The sequence below is a fragment of the Pseudoxanthomonas sp. JC1303 genome (genome assembly GCF_058448525.1).
In genome coordinates, this window is record NZ_CP185958.1 from 834,312 (window position 1) to 856,233 (window position 21,922).

Consider the following 21,922-nt stretch of genomic DNA (forward strand, 5'->3'; position numbering starts at 1 on the left):
CCGCACAGTCTAGGGGAGCCGCAGGCCCCTTGACCGGCGCGCAAGGCCAGGACAGCTGGAAAGTGGCGTTGCACGACTGCACCACCACTTCGGGAACCCCAACGCACGACGGGCGCCCTCAGGCGCCCGTCGTGACGTGCTTGCGGTATGCGAGGCTCAGTCGGCCCAGCTGCCCGGCGCAGTGGACTCGGGCAGGACCACGGCCGACAGCTTCTGGTCCTGATCCAGGACCTGGATGGCGTCTCCCAGGATCGCAGCCGACTCATGCAGCAGCGGGTCCGGACGCTCATCGGCCAGCTTCTCGCGCTGGGCATCCTTGACGATGTCGCGCTCGCTGGCACCCAAGCCGTCATCGGCCAGGTCGCCGGCCAGCGGGTCCAGCGGCAGGCCAAGCTTCTTGCGCTCTTCCTGGCGCTCCTTGCGCTGGGTCTGCTGCTTGTCGCGCTCGCCACGGCGATCGGCCTCGTTGAGCGAAACGTACTTCTTGGCTGCCTCGGCGCGGAAGGTCGCCACGTCCTCGGACCACCACTGGTACTCCTTGTCGGTCTTGACCCGGGTGTCGTGCATGGCTTCCAGCTTGGGCAGGATCGGCGCGAAATTGCCGTACTGGGTGTGCTGGACCGGGGCGATCTTGGTCCACGGCAAAGCGTTGTCGTAGGTGTCCTCGCCGTATTCGGTCGCATCCACCGTCACCGGGAAGGCGATGTCCGGCACCACGCCCTTGTGCTGGGTGCTGCCACCGGCCACCCGGAAGAACTGGGCGATGGTCAACTTCAGCTGGCCGAAGCGCTGCCCGCCTTCATTGGCCGGCCACCGGTCCAGGTCGATCAGGTTCTGCACGGTGCCCTTGCCGAAGCTGGTCTCGCCAATCACCAGGCCACGACCGTAGTCCTGGATGGCGCCGGCGAAGATTTCCGAGGCCGAGGCCGACCCACGGTTGATCAGCACCGCCAGCGGACCATCCCAGGACACGCCCGGGGTGGTATCGCCGCTGACCGAGACCCGGCCGCCGGATTCACGCACCTGGACCACCGGGCCCTGGTCGATGAACAGGCCGGTCAGGTCGACCGCCTCGTCCAGCGAACCGCCGCCGTTGTTGCGCAGGTCCATCACCACGCCGTCGAGGTGCTGCTTCTTGAAGCCATCCAGCAGCTTGCGCACGTCGCGCGTGGCCGAGGTGTAGTTATTCGGATCGCGACGACGCCCCTCGAAGTCCTGATAGAACGCCGGCAGCTTGACCACGCCGATGCGGCGCTCGGGCTCATCGCCGCTGGCCGGCAGGGTCATGATCTCGCTCTTGGCGGCCTGCTCGGCCAGCTTCACCTTGTCGCGCACGATGGTGACCATGCTGTGTGCGCCGTCCAGGCCGCCCTCGGGCGGGATGAACTCCAGGCGCACGCGAGTGCCCTTCTTGCCGCGGATCAGGTCGACCACGTCGTCGGTGCGCCAGCCGATCACGTCGGTGATCGCACCATCGCTGCCCTGCCCCACGCCGACGATGCGCGAGCCAGGCTGCAGCTTCTTGGACAGGTCGGCCGGGCCGCCGGGGACGATTTCGCGGATCACCACGGTGTCGTCCTGGCGCTGTAGCACCGCGCCGATGCCCTCCAGGGACAGCGACATCTGCTGGTTGAAGTTCTCGGCGGTCTTGGGCGTGAAGTAATCGGTATGCGGGTCGATCGCCGAGGTATAGGCGTTCATGAAAGACTGGAAGACGTCCTCGCTATCCAGCTCGTCCACGCTGCGCTGGATGTTGGCGTAGCGCTTGTCCAGGGTCTGGGCGATGGCATCGGGCTTCTTGCCGGCCAGCTTCAGGCGAAGCCAGTCGTTCATCACCGACTTGTACCAGATGTCATCCAGCTCCTTGCCGTTGGCCGCCCACGGCGCCTTCTCGCGGTCGTAGTACCAACGCGCGTCGGTGTTGAAATCAAAGTTCTGGTGCTTGACCAGATTGCGCGCGTAGGCGACGCGCTCGGCGACGCGCTTGCGGTACACAGCGAAGATGTCGTACGCCGGCGCCAGCTGGCCGCTCTTGATGGCGTCGTCCAGCTTGGTCTCGTAGGGCATGAAGCCCTGGATGTCCTGCGCGGTGAAGAACTGCTTGCTGCCATCCAGCGCGTCCAGATAGCGCTTGTAGATGTCCGCCGAGAGCGCATCGTCCAGCTGCCGCGGCCGGTAGGCGTAGCGGCTGTCCGAAAGCAGTCCATACACCAGCTTGGAGGTGGTCTGCTGGTCGGCCGTGGGGCCCATCGGCACCACGCTGGTGTCGGTGGGGGCTGCCGGTTTGGCGGTGTCGGCCTGCGCGATGAGCACGGCGGGAACCGTCAGGGCGAGGGCCAACAGGGTGTAGGAGAGCTTGGCTTTCATTCAGTGGACTCGCGGCGCGGACGCCGACTGTGACGTGTATGGGGAGTGGCTGGACGTATCGACAACGTCACAGTGCCGAAAGTTGCGCGCACTGTCACCTGCGATTCCAGCCTAGCGGGGCATTGGTAGCGAAACGTGAACGAGACCTGCGCAAGGGCCTCGAACCAAAACGCCGCCGGACCTCGGGGCCGGCGGCGTCAAGATCACGCAGCGGGAGCACATCGGCACGCTCAGCCGGCGACACCCGCACCCATGGCCTGCTGGTCGGCGTGGTAGGACGAGCGCACCATCGGACCGGAGGCGACGTGGCTGAAGCCCAGCTCGTAGCCGTAGCGCTCCAGCGCCTTGTAGTCCTCAGGCGTCCAGTAGTGCAGGACCGGATGGTGGTGCGCGGTGGGCTGCAGATACTGACCGATGGTGATCATGTCCACATCGTGCGCGCGCAGATCGCGCATCGTGGCCTGGATCTGTTCGAACGTTTCGCCCAGGCCCAGCATGATGCCGGACTTGGTAGGGATGTCCGGATGCTGCGCCTTGAAATTCTTCAACAGCGTCAGCGACCACTGGTAGTCGGCACCGGGACGCACGTTGCGATACAGGTCCGGGACGGTCTCGATGTTGTGGTTGAACACGTCCGGCGGGTTCTGCGCCAGGATCTCCAGCGCGCGCTCCATCCGGCCCTTGCCGCGGAAATCCGGGGTCAGGACCTCGATGCGCGTGCCCGGCGAGCGCTCGCGGATCGCGGTGATGCAGTCGACGAAATGCTGGGCACCGCCATCGCGCAGGTCGTCGCGGTCCACGCTGGTGACCACGACGTACTTCAGGCCCATGTCGGCCACGGTATTGCCCAGGCTGGCCGGCTCATTGGCATCGGGCGGCTTGGGCCGGCCGTGGGCCACGTCGCAGAACGAGCAGCGCCGGGTGCAGACCTCGCCTAGGATCATGAAGGTTGCCGTGCCGTGGCCGAAGCACTCGTGGATGTTCGGGCAGCTGGCTTCCTCGCAGACGGTCACCAGGCGGTTCTCGCGCAGCTTGGCCTTGAGGTTGGCGACCGCGTTGCCGGAGGGAATCCGGACGCGGATCCAGGAGGGCTTGCGCAGCGCCGGCGCGTCGGCGAACTGGACCGGCGACCTGCCGATCTTGTCGCCACCGAGCTGCTTGGAGCCGGCTTCCAGCGGAGCGGTCGGCGCGGCCGTCACGACCTGCAGCGGGATCTGGCGGGGAGTGGTGGTATCCATCCGGTCATTCTATCGCCTGCCCTCTGGCGATGGGCCCGCCGGCGTCCCGTCGAGCGGAACGCAGCGATGCCAGAGGTGCGGGCTTGAACCGCGGCGGCAGGCCGCCGTGGCCGCAACGGGCGAACGACGGGCAATAAAAAGCCCGCAATGGCTTTCACCAGTTGCGGGCCTGCTCCCTCCCCCACGTCGGGATGCGGGTCAATCCTGCGCCCGCTTTTCGGACAATGCACGCTGCACTGCAAAACAAATTGCGGCTGAAACTGAACGCCCGCTATGGCAGGTAGGCCGGTTGGGCCTCGTACCAGCGCTTGGCGCCAAGCACATGGAATTCGTGTTGCCCATCGCGCAGTTCGACGGCGGTACCCAGCACGCCCCAGCGCGCGTAGAGATCCCCTTCGGCCTGGCGCTGGTCGCGCAGGCGGAAGCGGCCGACCAGATCGAATCGATCGTTGCTGGCATCGATCTGGTCCAGGACCAGCGCATCGCGCCGCCACCGCACTTTTGCCTTGGCCTGCACCGTGCCGGCATCGACCAGCTTGACCATCCACTTGGGGTAATCGTGGTCCTGCGAGAACAGGTCCAGCAGAAAGCCCACGTCCTTCATCCGGGTCTGCACCTGGCCTGCAACCGACAGCCGCCCATCATCGACATCCAACCGCGCGCGCGGCAGGTCCACCTGTGCCCACCAGCCGGCGCGGGCATTGCTGCGCTGGGTGAAGCTGACGTTGCGCAGGGCCACCTGGCTGCCATCGACCTCGAAGCGCTGGCGCGCCAGGTCGGCGCGCTTGAGGCGCAGGTCGACGTCCACGTCGGCGCGCAGCGCCAGCCCGGCGGCCGTGACCTGAGCATGCCGGCCCGCCACGCGCACCCGGCCACTTGCGGCGTTGCCCGAAGCATCCAGCGCCAGGGTCCCGCTCAGCGTGCCGGCGCCGTCATCGAACCGCATGTGATCGTTGGGCAAAAAGCGGTTGTACGCGCGCAGGTCCGGCACCCGCGCATCGGTAAAGTCCAGCCGCGCCTTGAGCGATTGCCGGGCCTTGGCCAGGTCCGGGTCGCTTTCGGTCCGCAGGCGCAGGTCGTCGCCGCGGATGTAGGGCCGCGACAAGGCATCCAGGGCGGCCACGCTGAACTCGGTCATGCGCACATCCACGCGCGAGCGCTTGCGCCCGTCGGCCTCCTCGGTCAGCGCCGCCTTGGCGCTGGCCGTGCCGGTGATCCGCTGCCCCAGCACGTCCGTGCGCGCGTCGATGTGGGGAATCTCCAGCCGACTGCCCGGGGCCAGCACCCCGTGATCCAGGGTGACATCGCCCTGCACCCGCCCGGCGCCCTGCAGCGACAGCCACGGCACGTCGATAAACAGGGCGGTGATCCACTTCAGCGAACTGAACTGCCACTGGCCGGTGACCCGCCCCGAGGTGCGCGGCAACAAGGTCCGGAAGTTGTCCAGGGGAATCTGGGTCCCATCGGCGCGCAGGTCCGCGTCGATGGCCAGCACACCGTCGGGCTGGGGCGGCAGCGTCGCCTTCAGATGCAGGTCGCGATCGACCGAAAGCTGCGCGGCCAGGGTGCTGCGATGCGACTTTCCCTGGAGGTCGATGAGGGTCACCGGCATGCGCCAGGACAGGACACCACCGGAAGCCAGCGCCGCTTGCTCCAGCGCAAGGCTGCCCTGCACATGCCCCTGTCCCGGCTGCAGGGTGAGCGCCAGGCGCCCGGTGTCGGTCTGGCGCGCGGATAGGGCCGGGGTCGCGCCCTCCACGGTCACCGCGATCCGCGTGTAGCGCAGCTTCTGCGCGCCTTTTGCCTGCGAGCGGGCGACCGGTGTCATCCCGAAGTCCGCCTTCAGGGAGGCGTCCTGCAGCAAGGCCACTTGGTCACGCGCCAGCCGCAGTTGCTCGAAATGGGCGGTGGAAGCGAGGAGTTCGGCCGGACCGCCGCGCAGGCGCTTGGTGAACCCGACCTTTGCCCTGCCCTGCCCCTGAACGTCCAGCGCGCCCACCTGTCCGCCGCGGATGCTGTCGCTGGTGATCGCCGGGAAATTCAGCAGCCAGCCGCCCGGGCGCACCGGTGGTGGCGGCATTTCCTGCGCGACATGTTCGACCCGGCCGGTCACCTCATCGGCGCGCACCCGCGGCACATAGACCTCCTTGTGCAGCAGATTGAGCAGCGACACATGCCCGCTGGCACGCGCGGCCTGGATCGACCACACCGTGCGGCCGACGTGGCCGCGCATGGAGACCTTCCACAGCACCACCTCACCGGGCCACCAGGTCAGCGCCGGACCCCAGTGCATGGCGAATTTGTCCGGCTTGCGGTTGACGCTCCAGGGGCCCAGGGCGGTATTGAGGAACAGGTTGCCGGCGAGCAGGTAGAGCACGTACAGCGCCAGCAACGCCAGGGCGATGCGGCGCAACCAGCGCGGGACGGGACGGTGCGAAGCCGCCTGTATCGGACGATCCATCGGGTGCAGGATGCCCGATGCCCCTGTGCACTGCGTGTCCTCGCCCGCAGCGCCCCGGCCAAACGCTCAGGCGGCCTGCGAGACCTTGCGCGCGCGACGTGCCTTCACCGCCACGGCCAGGCGCTCGAGGACGGCGACCGAATCGTCCCAGCCGATACAGCCGTCGGTGATGCTCTGGCCGTAGGTCAGCGACTGTCCGTCGACCAGGTCCTGACGCCCGGCCACCAGGTGGCTTTCGACCATCACCCCGACGATGCGGCGCTCACCGGCCTCAAGCTGGCCGGCGATATCGTCGATCACCCTGGGCTGGTTCTCCGGCTTCTTGCTGCTGTTGGCGTGGCTGGCATCGACCATCAGCCGCGGTGCCAGGCCGTTCTTCTCCAGCACCTCGCTGGCCGCCTGCACGCTGGCCGCGTCATAGTTGGGCACCTTGCCGCCGCGCAGAATGACGTGGCAATCCGGGTTGCCGGTGGTCGAGGCGATCGCCGACTGCCCGTCCTTGGTGACGGCCAGGAAATGATGCGGATGCGAGGCCGCGCCCACCGCGTCCACGGCGATCTTCACATCGCCGCTGGTGCCGTTCTTGAAGCCCACCGGGCAGGACAGGCCGCTGGCCATCTCGCGGTGGATCTGGCTTTCGGTGGTGCGCGCACCGATCGCGCCCCAGGCCACCAGGTCGGAAATGTACTGCGGGGAAATCACGTCCAGGTATTCGCAACCGGCCGGCAACCCCAACAGGTTGATCTGACGCAGCAGATTGCGCGCGGTGGCCAGGCCTTCGTTGATGCGGAAGCTGCCATCCAGGCGCGGATCGTTGATCAGACCCTTCCAGCCCACCGTGGTGCGCGGCTTCTCGAAATACACACGCATGATGATTTCCAGTTCGCCGCCCAGCGCATCGCGCAGCGGGCGCAGGCGACGCGCATATTCCAGGGCAGCGGCCGGATCATGGATCGAGCATGGCCCGATCACCACCGCCAGGCGATCGTCACGCCCATGCAGGATCTCGTGCAGTGCGGTGCGGGCGGCGGCCACGGTATCGGAGGCGACGTCGTCGCAGGGGAATTCGGCGATCAGCTCGGCGGGCGTATGCAACGGCTCGATTTTGCGGATGCGCAGGTCGGAAGTGAGCGGGGCCATCTTGGTATCTCGTGTCGGGTACGGCGTGGATTGCGGTGGAGCGGACTGGCAACAAAAAAGCCGCCAGTGTCGCTGGCGGCTTTCGGGATGCGTCTGAAGGGTCTCTTCAGGGTGAACGCGCTCCTTCCTCCGCCGTGGGCGTCGGAAACCAAAAGTAATAGCGGGCGCGGTGTGCGTTCATGGGCAGCATTGATAACACGACTTTTGAGCGTGTGCGAATGTTTCATCGGCAACTCACCGGGTCCTGCGCAAAAAAAGAAGCCCCGCCGAGGCGGGGCTTCTTTCATGCAGCAGCAGCCAGGCTGCGCGGCGGGCTTAGAAGCCCATGCCGCCCATGTCGCCCATGCCACCGCCCGGCGGCATCGCCGGCTCTTCCTTCTTCGGGCTATCGGCCACCATCGCTTCGGTGGTGATCATCAGACCGGCGATCGAAGCGGCGTTCTGCAGCGCGGTGCGGGTCACCTTGGTCGGATCCAGGATGCCGAACTCGACCATGTCGCCGAACTCGCCGTTGGCGGCGTTGTAGCCGAAGTTGCCCGAACCTTCCTTGACCTTGTTAACGATCACGGAGGGCTCTTCACCGGCGTTGGTGACGATCTCGCGCAGTGGGGCTTCCATGGCGCGCAGGGCGATCTCGATGCCGTGGTTCTGGTCTTCGTTGATGCCCTTGATCTCGCCCAGGTTGGCCTTGGCGCGGATCAGCGCGACGCCACCGCCCGGGACCACGCCTTCTTCCACCGCAGCGCGCGTGGCGTGCAGGGCGTCTTCGACGCGCGCCTTCTTTTCCTTCATCTCGATCTCGGTCGAGGCACCGACCTTGATCACGGCCACACCGCCGGCCAGCTTGGCCACGCGCTCCTGCAGCTTCTCGCGGTCGTAGTCCGAGGAGGTCTCCTCGATCTGCGCCTTGATCTGCTTGATGCGCGACTCGATGGCCGAGGTGTCGCCAGCGCCGTCGATGATGGTGCTGTTTTCCTTGGTGACCTGCACCTTCTTGGCGCGGCCCAGATCCTTGATCGTGGCCTTCTCCAGCGACAGGCCCACTTCCTCGGAGATCACGGTGCCGCCGGTCAGCACGGCCATGTCTTCCAGCATCGCCTTGCGACGGTCGCCGAAGCCCGGGGCCTTGACGGCCACGACCTTGACGATGCCGCGGATGGTGTTGACCACCAGGGTCGCCAGCGCCTCGCCTTCGACTTCCTCGGCGACGATCAGCAGCGGCTTGCCGGCCTTGGCCACGCCTTCCAGCACGGGCAGCAGGTCACGGACGTTGGAGATCTTCTTGTCGTGCAGCAGGATGAACGGGTCGTCCAGGTCGGCCGACTGGCTCTGCTGGTTGTTGATGAAGTACGGCGACAGGTAGCCGCGATCGAACTGCATGCCCTCGACCACGTCCAGCTCGTTCTCCAGGCCCGAGCCTTCCTCGACGGTGATCACGCCTTCCTTGCCGACCTTCTTCATGGCTTCGGCAATGATGTTGCCGATCGACTCGTCCGAGTTGGCCGAGATCGTGCCGACCTGGGCGATGGCCTTGTCGTCGGCGGTGGGCTTGGAGATGTTCTTCAGCTCGGCGACGGCGGCGGTCACGGCCTTGTCGATGCCGCGCTTGAGGTCCATCGGGTTCATGCCGGCGGCGACGGCCTTCATGCCTTCGCGAATGAAAGCCTGGGCCAGCACGGTGGCGGTGGTGGTGCCGTCACCGGCGTTGTCGGAGGTCTTGGAAGCGACTTCCTTGACCATCTGCGCGCCCATGTTCTCGAACTTGTCGGCCAGTTCGATCTCCTTGGCGACGGACACGCCGTCCTTGGTGATCGTCGGGGCGCCGTAGCTCTTCTCGAGCACGACGTTGCGGCCCTTCGGGCCCAGGGTGGCCTTGACGGCATTGGCGAGCACGTTCACGCCGCGCACCATGCGCGAGCGAGCGTCTTCACCGAAACGAATGTCTTTGGCAGCCATTGCTATTACCTCGGATGTCTAATGCGAATGATTGGGAAACGGGAATGACGCGCCGGACTCAGCCCAGGGTCGCGAAGATGTCGTCTTCCTTCACCACCAGGTAGTCGGTGCCGTCCAGCTTCACTTCCGTGCCGCTGTACTTGCCGAACAGGACCTTGTCGCCCACCTTGACCTGCGGCGCGCGCACGCTGCCGTTGTCCAGGGTCTTGCCGGCGCCGACGGCGACGACTTCGCCCTTGATCGGCTTCTCGGTGGCCGAGTCCGGAATCACGATGCCGCCCGCGGACAGCTTTTCTTCTTCCATACGCTTGATGACCACACGGTCGAACAGCGGCTTGATGTTGCTCATGTCAATCCTCTTAAGTGATTGATTGGACTAGGAAATGGCCGGCGATGTTAGCACTCTGCCGTAGCGAGTGCCAGCAGCGCTGGCGACAAAAACCCGGCATCGGCAAGGATGCGAGGGGCTGACTGGGCAGATTGGGCGGTCGCGACGCCCTTTCAAGGCCGGCGCCGCAGATTTTTTCAATCGAGCAAGGCAGAAACGCGAGGCTTGCGCGTACGGCGCACATAAAAGAAGAGCACGCATGTGCGGCATGCGTGCTCTTCAAGGGAATGGTAAGGGATTCCTATCCGTCGAGTCCTGACTTGCGCCAACTCCCCCCGCCGACGTCCTGTCTGTGCCGGCTTCCGTGCCGACGGACATAGAGATACCAACCCCTGACACGCGGCGCAAAGCCTGAACTCACGCAAAACCCGGCTTGACTAGTGACCTGCGGGGTCATGAATCCCTACACACGCCGTGCTGATTGGAACTGGCAGGCAAAGGGTGACCAATAGCGGACAACGTATGCCTATTTTTGGTCACCACGTTAGTATTGTTGTCAATTTCCATTCCGCTCCTTTCAACGTTTGGCTATGGTCACAAAAGTTTCTGGATGGCGATCGCCACGGAGAGGTTTGATGGATGCACCCGAGCGAATCCGCATGGCACGTCGCCTTGCGGGACTTTCGCAAAGTCAGTTGGCAGAAGCGGTGGGGGTGCAGCGAAGCGCAGTCAGCCACTGGGAGTCACCGAAGGGAAAGAGCCCCAGCGTGTCCCACTTGCGCGAGGTCGCCCTGGCGACCGGCACGCAGTTCGAATGGCTGGCGACCGGACGCGGCGGCATGACGCTTTCGCGCGAGGTGGAACTGGATTCGATCGCCACCGCCGAGGCGATCCTGGTGGAAGATCCATTGGAGTTCCGCCTGGTGCGCGCCTTCCGCGAAGCGCCGCTCAAAGCACGCCTGTCATTGCTGGAAGTCATGGAAACCCTGGCCTCGCAGCGCACCGGTCGGGTGCGGCCGCGCGGCGCTGGCCGCACGAGCGAATCGCGCAGCTGACCTCGCGCGCGGCGACAGGCGCCTGGATGCAACAGCGCATTGCCCGTCTGGTGGCGCTCGCGGAGCCGCCGCTCCGCTAAGCTGCGCGCCATGTCACTGATCCTTCGTCTGGCCGGCGTGCTGGCCCTGCTGCTTCCGACCCTGTCCGCCACAGCCGCCGATCCGGCCAGCCTGCTCCCCGTCGATCAGGCCTTCGTGCTCCGCGCCGATGCCACCGACCAGGGCATCGCCGTCCATTGGAAGATCGCCAAGGGCTACTACCTCTACCGTCACCGCACCTCGGTGTCCGCCGAGGGCGCGGGCTTCCAGGCCGGCGCGCTGCAGCTGCCGGACGGTGACAAGCACACCGACGAGTTCTTCGGCCCGGTGGAGACCTATCGCACGCAACTGGACGCCCTGCTCCCCGGTCAGGCCTCCAGCGACGGCACGGTGGCGCTGACGGTGCGCTACCAGGGCTGCGCCGACGCCGGGGTGTGCTACCCCCCGCAATCGCGCACGCTGCAGGTCCCGGTGCATGCCGCCGCCGGCAATGCCGGCAGCGGCCTGGGTCTGGGCGCAAAGCGCACGAGCTCCCTGCTCGGCACCACGCCTGGCGTCGCCGGCGCTACCGATGCCGCGCCGCTGCCCGAGGCGCAGGCTTTCGGATTCGAAGCCATCGCCTACGATGGCAATCAGCTGCTGCTGCGCTTCACCCCGGCCAAGGGGTATTACCTGTATCGCGACCGCACCTCGCTGTCGCTGACCGGTAGCGACGCGCTGGAGCTCGGCCGGCCGACCTGGCCGGCCGGCCAGGCACATCACGACGAGCACTTTGGCGATGTCACGGTGTACTTCGATCAGGTCGAGGTTCCCGTGCCGGTCCTGCGCACGCGCCCCGAGGCTGCCAAGGCCACGCTCCACGTCATCTTCCAGGGGTGCCAGACCAATGGCATCTGCTATCCACCGATGACCCGCTCGGTGGACCTGTCGATCCCGGCCGGCGCGGTCACCCCTGCCGCCGAGCGCGCCGCCCTGCAGCAGGCCGCGCCCATCCCCCTCGAGGGCGATGCCGGCCCAGCGACGCCGGCTGAAGTCCCCCGCTCGACGCCGCCACCGGACGTGCTGGCGCGCGCCCAACAAAGCGGCGGCGCCTCGACCTGGCTGCTGGCCTTGCTGGCCGCGTTGCTGGGCGGACTGATCCTCAATGTGATGCCTTGCGTCCTGCCCGTCCTGTCGCTCAAGGCGCTGTCGCTGGCCGAAGGCGGCCGCGGCCACGCCCACGCCCGGGCCAGCGCGCTGAGCTACGCCGCTGGCGTCATGTTGAGCTTCCTGCTGATCGGCGGTATTGCACTGGGGCTGCGCGCCACCGGACAGGCCCTGGGTTGGGGCTTCCAGCTGCAGCAGCCGCTGGTGATTGGCGCGCTGGTCTATGTGATGTTCGCCGTGGGCCTGAGCCTGTCGGGCGTGTTCGCGGTGGGCTATGGCCTGGCCGGCACCGGCCGCGGATTGACCGAGCGTGGCGGCCTGGGCGGGGATTTCTTCACCGGCGTGCTGGCCGTGGTCGTGGCCAGCCCGTGCACGGCGCCGTTCATGGGCACAGCGCTGGCCTTTGCCTTCGCCGCGCCCCTGCCGCTGGCGCTGGCGGTGTTCGCCGCACTGGGCCTGGGAATGGCGCTGCCCTTCCTGCTGATCGGCCTGGTGCCGGCGCTCGCGGCACGCCTGCCGCGTCCAGGGGCCTGGATGGAAACGCTCAAGCAGGTCCTGGCCTTCCCCATGTACCTGACCGCGGTGTGGATGCTGTGGGTCCTGGGCCAGCAGCGCGGCGTGGATGCGGTCGCACTGGCGCTGGCCGGGCTGGTGGTGCTGGCGCTGGGCCTGTGGGCGTTTGAGCGCGTGCGCTTCCAGACCGCGCCGCTGCGCCGCACGCTGGCGGTGGCGATCGTGCTGGCCTCGATCGTGCCGCTGGCGCTGCTGCACCGCGTCGCGCCGCCGGCCCGGGAGACCGCCGGCGCAGCCGATGGCGTGGAGACCTTCTCGCCGGACCGGCTGGCCGAACTGCGCACGCAGGGCAAGGTCGTGTTCGTGGACATGACCGCCGACTGGTGCGTGACCTGCAAGGCCAATGAGAAAGCCGTGCTCGATCGGGACGCCTTCCGCCAGGCCATGCAGCAGGCCGACGCCGTGTTGATGCGTGGCGACTGGACCAATGTCGACCCGCAGATCACCGCCTTCCTGCAGGCCCATCACGCCGTGGGCGTCCCGCTCTACGTGGTGTTCCCGCGCGGCGGGGGCGAGGGCGAAGTGCTGCCGACCGTGCTGACCCCGGCCCTGGTCCAGGACGCCCTGAAGCGCGCTTCGGCCCCTTGATGGCCCGCCCCGGCGCCCGCTTGCTGATGGTGGCGGTGGTCGCTGGCGTGGCCGGCATCGCGGCTGGCGTGTGGACACAGGCCGGCTGGCATCGCACCGACACCGGTCAGCGTGCCCTGCAGGCGGCACTGGACGCCAGCGCTCCGGCGCCACCGCCGGGCGTGACGCCCGCGCGGCGCGGCGACCCGATGCCTTCCCTGCGCCTGCCCGATCTGGAGGGCCGGCCCGTCAACCTGCGCGAGCTGGCACCGGGCCGCCCGCTGCTGATCAACGTGTGGGCCAGCTGGTGCGCGCCGTGCATCAAGGAAATGCCCGAACTGGACCGTTTTGCCCGCAGCCAGGACGCCCACGGTGTTCAGGTGGTCGGCCTGGCCCTGGACCGGCCCGAGGCGGTGCGCGCGTTCCTGGAGCGCGTCGCGGTGCGCTACCCCATCGTGCTAGACACGCCGGGCCCCGCCGACGCAAGCGTGTGGCTGGGCAACCGGGCCGGCGTCCTGCCCTACAGCGTGCTGGTCGGGCGCGACGGCCGGATCCTCAACCAGCAGGTCGGTCCGTTCGCCGACGGTGCGCTTTCCAGCTGGGTCGGCGCTACGGCGACATCGCCCGGGCAAATTCAAACGCGCGATTAAATCACTGAAAAGTTCGGCGAACTGGACAGCATTGCCGGCTTCCTCCAGACTGCCGCCTTCTTCGCGGAGCGCTTGATGATCCACCCGCCGTCCCGGTCGATGCCTCCGGCAGCACATCGCTTGCCCACGCGCCGCACCGTCGGCCGCCCCGACATCACCGCACCCGACCGGACACGCCCGTTTCCACACGCCGGTCATCGCGCCGTCGCTCCAATTTTTCGCACCAACGCATAACCACAGAGGCCTTTCATGGACCTGCGCAAGATCAAGAAACTCATCGACCTGCTGGAAGAATCCAATCTCGCCGAAATCGAGATCAAGGAAGGCGAAGAATCCGTCCGCCTGGCCCGCGTCCCGCAGGGCAGCTTCGCTGCGCCGGCCGCGGCCCCGATGACCTATGCCGTCCCCGCCGCCGCGCAGGCCGAAGGCAAGCCGATGCCGATGAGCTCGCCCACCGAGGCCTCCACCGGTGGCACGGCCAAGGCCGCCAGCGGGCTGCCCGATGGCCATGTAGTGCGCTCGCCGATGGTCGGCACCTTCTATGCCTCCCCGTCGCCGGACAAGCCGGCCTTCGTGACCGTCGGCCAGCAGGTCAAGGCCGGCGAGACCCTGGCCATCATCGAGGCGATGAAGATGTTCAATCCGATCGAGGCCGACCAGTCGGGCACCGTGGTCGCCATCCTGGGCGAGAGCGGCCAGCCGGTCGAATTCGACCAGCCGCTGTTCGTGATCGGCTAAGGCGCTGGCCATGCTGGATAAAGTCGTCATCGCCAACCGGGGCGAGATCGCGCTGCGCATCCTGCGCGCCTGTCACACCCTGGGCATCCGCACGGTCGCGGTGCATTCCACCGTCGACCGCAACCTCAAGCACGTGGCCATGGCCGACGAGTCGGTCTGCATCGGCCCGGCGCCCTCCACCGAGAGTTACCTCAATGTCCCGGCCCTGATCGCCGCGGCCGAGGTCACCGACGCGCAGGCCATCCACCCCGGCTACGGCTTCCTGTCGGAAAACGCTGACTTCGCCGAGCGTGTGGAGGAGTCCGGCTTCGTGTTCATCGGTCCCAAGGCCGACACCATCCGCCTGATGGGCGACAAGGTCGAAGCCATCCGCGCGATGAAGGCTGCCGGCGTGCCGTGCGTGCCCGGCTCGGGCGGCCCGCTGGGCGATGACATCGTGGCCAACACCAAGATCGCCCGCGAGATCGGCTACCCGGTGATCATCAAGGCCTCCGGCGGCGGCGGCGGCCGCGGCATGCGCGTGGTCCATGCCGAAGCCGCGCTGAAGTCCTCGATCGAGACCACCAAGGCCGAGGCCAAGGCGGCCTTCGGCAATGGCGAGGTCTACATGGAGAAGTACCTGGAGAATCCGCGCCACGTGGAGATCCAGGTGCTGGCCGACGGCCAGGGCAACGCCATCCACCTGGGCGAACGCGATTGCTCGATGCAGCGCCGCCACCAGAAGGTGGTCGAGGAAGCCCCCGCGCCGGGCATCACGCCGGAACTGCGCGAGCAGATCGGCAAGGTGTGCGTGGAAGCCTGCATCCGCATCGGCTACCGCGGCGCGGGCACCTTCGAGTTCCTGTTCGAGGACGGGCGCTTCTACTTCATCGAGATGAACACCCGCATCCAGGTCGAGCATCCGGTGACCGAGCTGGTGACCGGGATCGATCTGGTATGCGAGCAGCTCAAGATCGCCGCCGGCCAGAAGCTGTCGATCAAGCAGAGCGACGTGGTGCTGACCGGTCACGCCATCGAGTGCCGCATCAATGCGGAAGATCCGGAAACCTTCATGCCGCATCCGGGCCTGATCCAGCACTTCCATCCGCCCGGTGGCCCGGGCGTGCGCGTGGATACCCATATCTACGAGGGGTACCGCGTGCCGCCGAACTACGACTCGATGATCGGCAAGCTGATCGTGCACGGCCCGGACCGCGCAACCGCGATCGCACGCATGCAGGTGGCACTCAACGAGACGGTGGTCGAAGGCATCAAGACCAACGTCCCGCTGCAGCAGCGCATCATGCGCGACAAGGGCTTCCAGGCCGGTGGGCAGAACATCCACTACCTGGAAAAGCGCCTGGCCGAACGCAAGACCAAGTCGATCTCGCTGACCTGATCGGCGCCTCGGCGCTGGTGGTTTACGACAGGGCCGCGTCCTCCCCGGACGCGGCCCTGCTCGGTTGGATTCCCTTACCGCGCCGGATCGGGCGCCGGCTGCTGGGTCCCGGGCACCGGCACGGTGCCGGCCACGGACGTCGGGTCGACGATCATCATCGTCTCGGTCGACCCATCGGGCCACACGATCTGGAAGGTCGCGCCCGCCGGCAGCGTGGAGAACGGCATGCCGCTCTGCGCGCGGTACACCGCGGCGACCTGGCTGGCGCCATTGCGGCGCGCCTGCGGCTCCTGCTTCACCGAGGTCAGCTTCACCTGCGACAGCTGCTGATAGCGCAGGTCCGAGGCATCGATGACCACCACGCCGATCGCCGTGGCCGAATACGCCACGAACAATGCCGGCCACAGCCAGTGGCGCGCCTTGTGCAACCTCTGGCGGATCTTCATGAGGTCTCCCCCTCGGTCTGGATCAAGGTGTTCACCAGTTCATCCATCTTGTCAGCTCCCTGCCCCGGTACGGCGGCATCGAACACGAAATTCGAAAAATTCTGCGTGGCATCGCGCGAGCAGATCCCGGCATTGGCGCAGTAGCCGGTCATCAGCGCGCTGTCCGCGCCACAGTCCAATCCAAGCCGGCATGCCGCAAGCTGCCAGGCCAACAACGCAAACTGGTCGCCAGCGACGAAACCGCGATAGGCCGCATCCCCGTTGGCTGCCGCGCCCATCGCCGGCGCGATGGCGGCAAAAGCCTGCGGATCGCGCGACGCCAGTACCCGCTGCACCAGCCCACGCCGATAGTCGGCCGAGTCCTGCAGCGGACGGCCCAGCGCCAGCAGCGATGCCTCGCTGGCCAGACTTCCCGCGCGCGCGGCCTGCACGCGCTCGTCCAGCACCGCCTGCGCCCCCAGTCCATCGGCGGGCGAGAAGCCGGCGCAGCGTCGCGCTACCCGTGCCCGGGCGCGGACCATGGCGGCCACGCCGGCATCGGTACTGGCCTCCAGGCGCATGCTGTCCGCCGCATAGCCCGAAGGATCCTGCGCATAGGCCGCGCAGTAGTCGTAGACGCGACTGAGGGTCCAGGCCGCCTGTGCATCGCCCTGTTCAGCGGCACCGGCCAGGGTGCGCGCGTACTGGTAGAAATCGCGCTGGATGTCGAACCCCGAGGCACTGGTCGACACGGCCAAGGCATTGCTGCGCTCGGTCAGGAATCCATCGCCCACCCGCATTGCCGGGATGTCTGCGACCTGGGGATCGCGGTGCGCAGTGCGTGTCGTGACCCGCCCCCCCAGGCCCTCGCCCCCATGCCACGCGAACGCCGCCAGCGCGAGCGCCGGGAGCGACAACCACCACAGCAGACGAGAGCGGGCGAGCGGCATGCGGTCGGAGGGATCCAAGTGGCCACGGCCCGGCCCGAGGGCGCGCCATGGCGAAGGCGGCATTCTATCGCAGGGCCTGCCACCCGCGGCCGCGCATGTCGATGCGCTCGCGCTGGACCGGGATGCGCTGCACGACACCCGGCACGCCATGGCCGAGTCGTCTAGGATGCCCGCTCCTCGAAGCCGACCGACCCGCGCCATGCCCTTCCTCGAACTCTCCGTCCCCTGCACCGAGGCCCAGCAGCCCCGTTACGAGCACGCACTCGAGGACGTCGGCGCCCTGTCGGTGACCCTGGTCGACGCCGACGCCGAGACCAGCAATGAGCGCGCGATCCTCGAGCCGGGCGTGGGCGAGACCCCGCTGTGGAATGCGCTGGTGCTCACCGCGCTGTTTCCCGCCGAGGCCGATGCCCTGGTCCTGCTGGCGGCCCTGGAGTCCTTCGACCCCGGGCTGGACTGGACCGGTGCCTCGTTTCGCGCCGTCGAAGACCAGGACTGGGAGCGCGCCTGGCTGGACCAGTTCCAGCCGATGCGCTTCGGCGCGCGGACCTTCATCGTGCCGTGGAACCACGCACTGCCGGACGAGGCGCAGGACCAGGCGGCCGCCGTGGTCCGGCTCGATCCCGGTCTGGCCTTCGGCTCGGGCACCCACCCGACCACGGCGCTGTGCCTGACATGGCTGGACGAGCTGGCCGCCGCGGGCCGGCTCGAGCGGCAGCCGGTACTCGACTTCGGCTGCGGCTCGGGGATCCTGGCGCTGGCCGCGCTGAAACTCGGCGCCGCCCAGGCCATCGGCGTGGACAACGATCCGCAGGCACTGCTGGCCACGCACGACAACGCCGAGCGCAACGGCGTCCAGGACCGGTTGCAGGTGTTCCTGCCGCAGGACGAACCGGTGCAGCGCTATCCGGTCGTGGTCGCCAACATCCTGGCCTCGGCACTGGATGCGCTGGCCGAGACGCTGGCCGCGCGCGTCGCGCCTGGCGGACGCATCGCCTTGAGCGGCATCCTGCACGGACAGGAAGACGCCCTGCTCACGCGCTACGCCGCCTGGTTCGACGACTTGCGTGCAACCCGGCAGGACGACTGGATGCGGATCGACGGCGTGCGTCGCGACGCGTGAGTCAGCCGGCTGTCGCCCACGCGCGCGGCCATGGTTGAATACGCCGATGCCGGACCTCTGCCCGCACTGCCAGCACCCGCTCGCTGCCACAGCGGGCATGGCGCCAACGCATTGCCCCCACTGCGGGCATGCCCTTCCACACGAGTCGGCCCGTGGTCCCAGTCTGGCCAGCCTGCTGCGCCCAGACACCGACGCCACCTCACCTGTGCCTGCGCCGCGCGTGCAGGCGCCACCCGCGGCCTCCCCCGAGCCGCAGGCCAACATCATCGACCACGGGGGGACCGTGCCAACTGCTTCTTTCGAAGACACGACCGAAAACGCACCTGCCCTGGACCCAGCTGCGCCAGCGACGCACACGACGGCATCGCCTGAAGCAGGCACCGACGAGATGGCGCTTTCCCCGCCAACGGCGGAACCGGCGCCCACCGTGCCCAGCTTCACCCGGGCACGCACCAGACCGCCGCCGCGCCGCGTGCCGGCGTGGCAGTGGGGCGCGCTGGTCGTGCTCACCTTGTTGCTGGGGCTGCAGCTGTTGATCGCCAACGCCTCGCGCCTGGCTCAGGACGCACGTTGGCGACCGGCGTTGGCGTCGATGTGTGGCCTGCTGCGCTGCACGCTTCCCACCTGGCACGACCCGCAGGCGTACACGATGCTCGCGCGCGATGTGCGTCCCGTGCCCGGGCGTGCCGGCGTCCTGCAGGTCCGTGCGACCTTCCGCAACGACGCGGCATGGCCACAGCAATGGCCATCGGTCGGCCTGTCCCTGTCCGATGCCGATGGACGCGTGGCCGGCGCGCGGATCCTGGTGCCCGATGATTACCTGGACAAGGATCAGCAAAGCACAACGCTTGCGCCAGGACAGAGCGGCCAACTCGCCGTCCAGGTGCACGAACCACGCGGAGGCGTCGTCGCGTTCGCGTTCGACTTTCAATGAATGCGACAGATTTGGAAGTTGGGTGATGCGCGTGGGGCGACCACGCGCTAGACTCCCTCCCCCGCCGCGTTCCGCCACAAGCGTCGATCGCTGGCCGGGCCTCCACTCCGCTGCATCCAGATCCCGGGGACGCCTTGAACGCCGCTTCGACCCGCCAGGACTCCAGTCGTGGCACGCCCAAGTCGCCGTTGCGCGAACACGTTGCACAGTCGGTGCGTCGTTACCTGCGCGACCTCAACGGCTGCGATGCAGACGATGTCTACGAGATCGTCCTGCGCGAGATGGAAATCCCGCTGTTCGTCGAAGTGCTCAATCACTGCGAAGGCAACCAGAGCCGCGCCGCCGCGCTGCTGGGCATCCACCGCGCCACTCTGCGCAAGAAGCTCAAGGACTACGGCCTGGCGTGAAGCCCTGTCGCAATGCCCTTGGGCATCGCGCATCGGCCGCTATGCGCCGCCTGCCACCAGCACCAACGCCATCACCAGGCACAACGCCTGCAGGCCGGTACAGGCCATCTGCCAGGACAGCCAGCGCTTGAGACGCGGCCAGGGCGCCACCAGCAACGGCAAGGGCTCAGGCGTCCCGCCGACCTCGGCCAGCATCAGGTCCACCGACAGCGCCACGTCATCCACCGCGTCATGCGCCTGGATGGCTTCGCGAAACAAGGCACCGGCCACGTCGGTCCCGAACTGCACCCCCAGCGCGCAGCCGAACTGCATCAGCCCAAGCGCGGCGCTGAACACCAGTGCCCAGCCCACCGCCCCCGACAAGGTGGCCACGCCGGCCAGCGACGGCAACAACAGCGCCGCGGCGGCCAGGGCCAGCAGCAACGCCGACAGCGAGCGCAACGGTGCGGACAAGCGCAGCCAGGCCAGCATGACCTGGGGAGAGGCGGCAGGCGCCGGCGCGGACGCCAGCACGGCAAGCGATTGACTCGCCGGCCGGGGCGATGGCGCACCCTGAGACGATGCCCCCTGGATCCGGTCGGCGCTGTGCTTGTTGAGTCCTGGCATCGCATTCCCCCTGGCAGCGGGCCGGTCGGCCGCCACTCCGCGCGAGCCTAGCGCTTCGCACGCAAAAAGCCATGGCGCGGTGCGCGTCGCGTGCCCTGCGTCTCATTCCCGCCATGGCGGGGCCTGCGCCACCTCGCCGGGCCCGGCTCGCACGGGCCTTACACTATGCGGCCGCTCCGTCACCCTCCGCTCCCATGTCTTCCGATTTCCTGCCCGTGCGCCGGGCTCTGTTGTCCGTCTCCGACAAGACCGGTCTGGTCGCGTTGGCCAAGGCCCTGGCCGCCCGCAACATCGAATTGCTCTCCACTGGCGGCACCGCCAAGGCGATCCGCGAGGCCGGCCTGCCGGTCAAGGATGTCTCGGAGGTCACCGGCTTTCCGGAAATGATGGATGGCCGGGTCAAGACCCTGCACCCGCTGGTGCATGGCGGCCTGCTCGGTCGCGCCGGCACCGACGACGCGGTGATGGCCGAGCATGGCATCGGCGCCATCGACCTGCTGGTGCTCAACCTGTATCCGTTCGAAGCGGTCACCGCCAAGGCCGACTGCAGACTCGAAGACGCCGTGGAAAACATCGACATCGGCGGCCCGGCGATGCTGCGCAGCGCGGCCAAGAACTTCGCCCGGGTCGCGGTCGCGACCTCGCCCGACCAGTACGCCGACCTGCTCGCCGAACTCGAAGCCCATGACGGGCAGCTCTCGGCCGCCAAGCGCTTCGCGCTGTCGGTGGCCGCCTTCAACCGCGTGGCCCAGTACGACGCGGCGATCAGCAACTATCTGTCCACCGTGATCGACACGACACAAGACGTGCCGGCGCGCAGCGCGTTCTCCGCGCAGGCCAACGGCAGCTTCGTAAAGGTGATGGACCTGCGCTACGGCGAGAACCCGCACCAGCAGGCCGCGTTCTACCGCGACCTCTACCCGGCGCCGGGCTCGCTGGCGACCTTCACCCAGCTGCAGGGCAAGGAGCTGAGCTACAACAACATCGCCGACAGCGATGCGGCCTGGGAATGCGTGCGACAGTTCGACGCGCCGGCCTGCGTCATCGTCAAGCACGCCAATCCCTGCGGCGTGGCCGTGGGCGTGGCCTGCGGCGATGCCTACGAGCTGGCCTACGCCACCGATCCGACCAGCGCCTTCGGCGGCATCATCGCCTTCAACACCAAGCTGGATGCGGCTACCGCCAAGGTCATCCTGGACCGCCAGTTCGTCGAAGTCCTGATCGCGCCGGACTATGAAGAAGGCGCGCTCGAATACGCCAAGAAGAAGGCCAACGTGCGCGTGCTGCGCATCCCGATGGCGCCGGCGTCACAGCACTTCATCGACACCAAGCGCGTCGGCTCGGGCCTGCTGATGCAGACCGCCGACGACCGCGTGGTGACCCGCGACGAACTCAAGTTGGTGACCCGGCTGGCACCGACCGAGGCGCAGTTCACCGACCTGCTGTTCGCGTGGAAGGTGGCCAAGTTCGTCAAGTCCAACGCGATTGTCTATGCCAAGGACCACCGCACCATCGGCGTGGGTGCCGGGCAGATGAGCCGCGTGTACTCGGCGCGCATCGCCGGGATCAAGGCCGCCGACGCCAAGCTGGGCGTGCCCGGCTCGGTGATGGCTTCCGATGCGTTCTTCCCGTTCCGCGACGGCATCGACGCCGCCGCCGAAGCCGGCATCAAGGCGGTGATCCAGCCCGGTGGTTCGATGCGCGACAACGAGGTCATCGCCGCGGCCGACGAGCATGGCATCGCGATGGTGTTCACCGGCGTGCGCCATTTCCGGCATTGATTCCGGCTGCGCCGGCATCAATCCCAAAGTTCGCTGCGCAAACTTCGGGCTCCGGCCTTG

General features: G+C 67.7%; 18 protein-coding genes. 9 read left to right on the top strand and 9 right to left on the bottom strand.

Annotated features, from left to right (window positions below; all coding sequences use genetic code 11):
- Positions 1–156: 156 nt before the first annotated feature.
- The 6 genes from ACORQU_RS03800 to groES all read right to left on the bottom strand — a co-directional run bounded on the left by ACORQU_RS03800 (position 157) and on the right by groES (position 9,511).
- Positions 157–2,367, bottom strand: a complete 2,211-nt coding sequence (locus ACORQU_RS03800; protein ID WP_491643552.1) for a carboxy terminal-processing peptidase — start codon at positions 2,365–2,367, stop codon at positions 157–159.
- Between the two features lie 230 nt (positions 2,368–2,597).
- The gene (gene lipA, locus ACORQU_RS03805) at positions 2,598–3,605 is read right to left on the bottom strand and encodes a lipoyl synthase (RefSeq protein ID WP_491643553.1); all 1,008 of its coding nucleotides are present in this window, start codon (positions 3,603–3,605) and stop codon (positions 2,598–2,600) included.
- A gap of 271 nt (positions 3,606–3,876) precedes the next feature.
- Positions 3,877–6,066 carry a translocation/assembly module TamB domain-containing protein gene (locus ACORQU_RS03810; protein WP_491643554.1) on the bottom strand — a complete coding sequence of 730 codons (2,190 nt, stop codon included), beginning with the start codon at positions 6,064–6,066 and terminating at the stop codon, positions 3,877–3,879.
- Positions 6,067–6,132: 66 nt separating this feature from the next.
- The gene (locus tag ACORQU_RS03815; RefSeq protein ID WP_491643555.1) at positions 6,133–7,206 is read right to left on the bottom strand and encodes a 3-deoxy-7-phosphoheptulonate synthase; all 1,074 of its coding nucleotides are present in this window, start codon (positions 7,204–7,206) and stop codon (positions 6,133–6,135) included.
- A 315-nt stretch (positions 7,207–7,521) separates the two neighbouring features.
- Positions 7,522–9,162, bottom strand: coding sequence for a chaperonin GroEL (gene groL / locus ACORQU_RS03820; protein WP_271647052.1), 1,641 nt, complete (start codon positions 9,160–9,162; stop codon positions 7,522–7,524).
- Between the two features lie 58 nt (positions 9,163–9,220).
- Positions 9,221–9,511, bottom strand: coding sequence for a co-chaperone GroES (gene groES / locus ACORQU_RS03825; protein ID WP_271647053.1), 291 nt, complete (start codon positions 9,509–9,511; stop codon positions 9,221–9,223).
- 614 nt (positions 9,512–10,125) lie between these two features.
- On the opposite strand from groES, the gene ACORQU_RS03830 reads away from it, so the two are divergent.
- From ACORQU_RS03830 to accC, 5 genes are all read left to right on the top strand, one after another.
- Entirely contained in the window at positions 10,126–10,545 is a 420-nt protein-coding gene (locus tag ACORQU_RS03830; protein ID WP_491643556.1) for a helix-turn-helix transcriptional regulator, read from the top strand.
- 90 nt (positions 10,546–10,635) lie between these two features.
- Positions 10,636–12,891 (top strand): protein-disulfide reductase DsbD family protein, encoded by a 2,256-nt coding sequence (locus tag ACORQU_RS03835; RefSeq protein ID WP_491643557.1) that lies wholly within the window; start codon positions 10,636–10,638, stop codon positions 12,889–12,891.
- Complete coding sequence (locus ACORQU_RS03840) at positions 12,891–13,520, top strand: TlpA family protein disulfide reductase (protein WP_491643558.1); 630 nt, start codon at positions 12,891–12,893, stop codon at positions 13,518–13,520. Before ACORQU_RS03835 ends, ACORQU_RS03840 begins: the two co-directional genes overlap by 1 nt.
- Before the next feature lie 249 nt (positions 13,521–13,769).
- The gene (gene accB / locus ACORQU_RS03845) at positions 13,770–14,258 is read left to right on the top strand and encodes an acetyl-CoA carboxylase biotin carboxyl carrier protein (RefSeq protein ID WP_491643559.1); all 489 of its coding nucleotides are present in this window, start codon (positions 13,770–13,772) and stop codon (positions 14,256–14,258) included.
- 10 nt (positions 14,259–14,268) lie between these two features.
- Positions 14,269–15,636: an acetyl-CoA carboxylase biotin carboxylase subunit gene (gene accC / locus ACORQU_RS03850; protein WP_271647058.1), complete on the top strand. Its 1,368-nt coding sequence runs from the start codon at positions 14,269–14,271 to the stop codon at positions 15,634–15,636.
- A gap of 74 nt (positions 15,637–15,710) precedes the next feature.
- On the opposite strand, the gene ACORQU_RS03855 is transcribed toward accC, so the two are convergent.
- Both ACORQU_RS03855 and ACORQU_RS03860 read right to left on the bottom strand, forming a co-directional pair.
- Positions 15,711–16,082 carry a hypothetical protein gene (locus tag ACORQU_RS03855; protein ID WP_491643560.1) on the bottom strand — a complete coding sequence of 124 codons (372 nt, stop codon included), beginning with the start codon at positions 16,080–16,082 and terminating at the stop codon, positions 15,711–15,713.
- On the bottom strand, positions 16,079–17,011 hold the full coding sequence (locus ACORQU_RS03860) for a hypothetical protein (RefSeq protein ID WP_491643561.1): 933 nt from the start codon (positions 17,009–17,011) through the stop codon (positions 16,079–16,081). Before ACORQU_RS03860 ends, ACORQU_RS03855 begins: the two co-directional genes overlap by 4 nt.
- A gap of 199 nt (positions 17,012–17,210) precedes the next feature.
- Here ACORQU_RS03860 and prmA point away from each other — a divergent pair, with 199 nt between their 5' ends.
- The 3 genes from prmA (at position 17,211) to fis (ending at position 19,475) form a co-directional block, all read left to right on the top strand.
- Positions 17,211–18,134, top strand: coding sequence for a 50S ribosomal protein L11 methyltransferase (gene prmA / locus ACORQU_RS03865; RefSeq protein ID WP_491643562.1), 924 nt, complete (start codon positions 17,211–17,213; stop codon positions 18,132–18,134).
- 388 nt (positions 18,135–18,522) lie between these two features.
- On the top strand, positions 18,523–19,068 hold the full coding sequence (locus tag ACORQU_RS03870) for a DUF3426 domain-containing protein (protein ID WP_491643563.1): 546 nt from the start codon (positions 18,523–18,525) through the stop codon (positions 19,066–19,068).
- A gap of 134 nt (positions 19,069–19,202) precedes the next feature.
- Entirely contained in the window at positions 19,203–19,475 is a 273-nt protein-coding gene (fis, locus tag ACORQU_RS03875) for a DNA-binding transcriptional regulator Fis (protein WP_271647063.1), read from the top strand.
- Positions 19,476–19,514: 39 nt separating this feature from the next.
- Here fis and ACORQU_RS03880 read toward each other — a convergent pair whose 3' ends face one another.
- Positions 19,515–19,988, bottom strand: a complete 474-nt coding sequence (locus ACORQU_RS03880) for a hypothetical protein (protein WP_491643564.1) — start codon at positions 19,986–19,988, stop codon at positions 19,515–19,517.
- A 287-nt stretch (positions 19,989–20,275) separates the two neighbouring features.
- Between ACORQU_RS03880 and purH the strand changes: the two genes are divergently transcribed.
- Positions 20,276–21,862, top strand: coding sequence for a bifunctional phosphoribosylaminoimidazolecarboxamide formyltransferase/IMP cyclohydrolase (gene purH, locus ACORQU_RS03885; protein WP_491643565.1), 1,587 nt, complete (start codon positions 20,276–20,278; stop codon positions 21,860–21,862).
- Positions 21,863–21,922 lie beyond the last annotated feature (60 nt).

What these genes read in the sequence shown, in the direction of transcription:
- ACORQU_RS03800 (WP_491643552.1), bottom strand. Translation starts at nt 2,367, where the DNA reads ATGAAAGCCAAGCTCTCCTACACCCTGTTGGCCCTCGCCCTGACGGTT.
- lipA (WP_491643553.1), bottom strand. Translation starts at nt 3,605, where the DNA reads ATGGATACCACCACTCCCCGCCAGATCCCGCTGCAGGTCGTGACGGCC.
- ACORQU_RS03810 (WP_491643554.1), bottom strand. Translation starts at nt 6,066, where the DNA reads ATGGATCGTCCGATACAGGCGGCTTCGCACCGTCCCGTCCCGCGCTGG.
- ACORQU_RS03815 (WP_491643555.1), bottom strand. Translation starts at nt 7,206, where the DNA reads ATGGCCCCGCTCACTTCCGACCTGCGCATCCGCAAAATCGAGCCGTTG.
- groL (WP_271647052.1), bottom strand. Translation starts at nt 9,162, where the DNA reads ATGGCTGCCAAAGACATTCGTTTCGGTGAAGACGCTCGCTCGCGCATG.
- groES (WP_271647053.1), bottom strand. Translation starts at nt 9,511, where the DNA reads ATGAGCAACATCAAGCCGCTGTTCGACCGTGTGGTCATCAAGCGTATG.
- ACORQU_RS03830 (WP_491643556.1), top strand. Translation starts at nt 10,126, where the DNA reads ATGGATGCACCCGAGCGAATCCGCATGGCACGTCGCCTTGCGGGACTT.
- ACORQU_RS03835 (WP_491643557.1), top strand. Translation starts at nt 10,636, where the DNA reads ATGTCACTGATCCTTCGTCTGGCCGGCGTGCTGGCCCTGCTGCTTCCG.
- ACORQU_RS03840 (WP_491643558.1), top strand. Translation starts at nt 12,891, where the DNA reads ATGGCCCGCCCCGGCGCCCGCTTGCTGATGGTGGCGGTGGTCGCTGGC.
- accB (WP_491643559.1), top strand. Translation starts at nt 13,770, where the DNA reads ATGGACCTGCGCAAGATCAAGAAACTCATCGACCTGCTGGAAGAATCC.
- accC (WP_271647058.1), top strand. Translation starts at nt 14,269, where the DNA reads ATGCTGGATAAAGTCGTCATCGCCAACCGGGGCGAGATCGCGCTGCGC.
- ACORQU_RS03855 (WP_491643560.1), bottom strand. Translation starts at nt 16,082, where the DNA reads ATGAAGATCCGCCAGAGGTTGCACAAGGCGCGCCACTGGCTGTGGCCG.
- ACORQU_RS03860 (WP_491643561.1), bottom strand. Translation starts at nt 17,011, where the DNA reads ATGCCGCTCGCCCGCTCTCGTCTGCTGTGGTGGTTGTCGCTCCCGGCG.
- prmA (WP_491643562.1), top strand. Translation starts at nt 17,211, where the DNA reads ATGCCCTTCCTCGAACTCTCCGTCCCCTGCACCGAGGCCCAGCAGCCC.
- ACORQU_RS03870 (WP_491643563.1), top strand. Translation starts at nt 18,523, where the DNA reads ATGGCGCTTTCCCCGCCAACGGCGGAACCGGCGCCCACCGTGCCCAGC.
- purH (WP_491643565.1), top strand. Translation starts at nt 20,276, where the DNA reads ATGTCTTCCGATTTCCTGCCCGTGCGCCGGGCTCTGTTGTCCGTCTCC.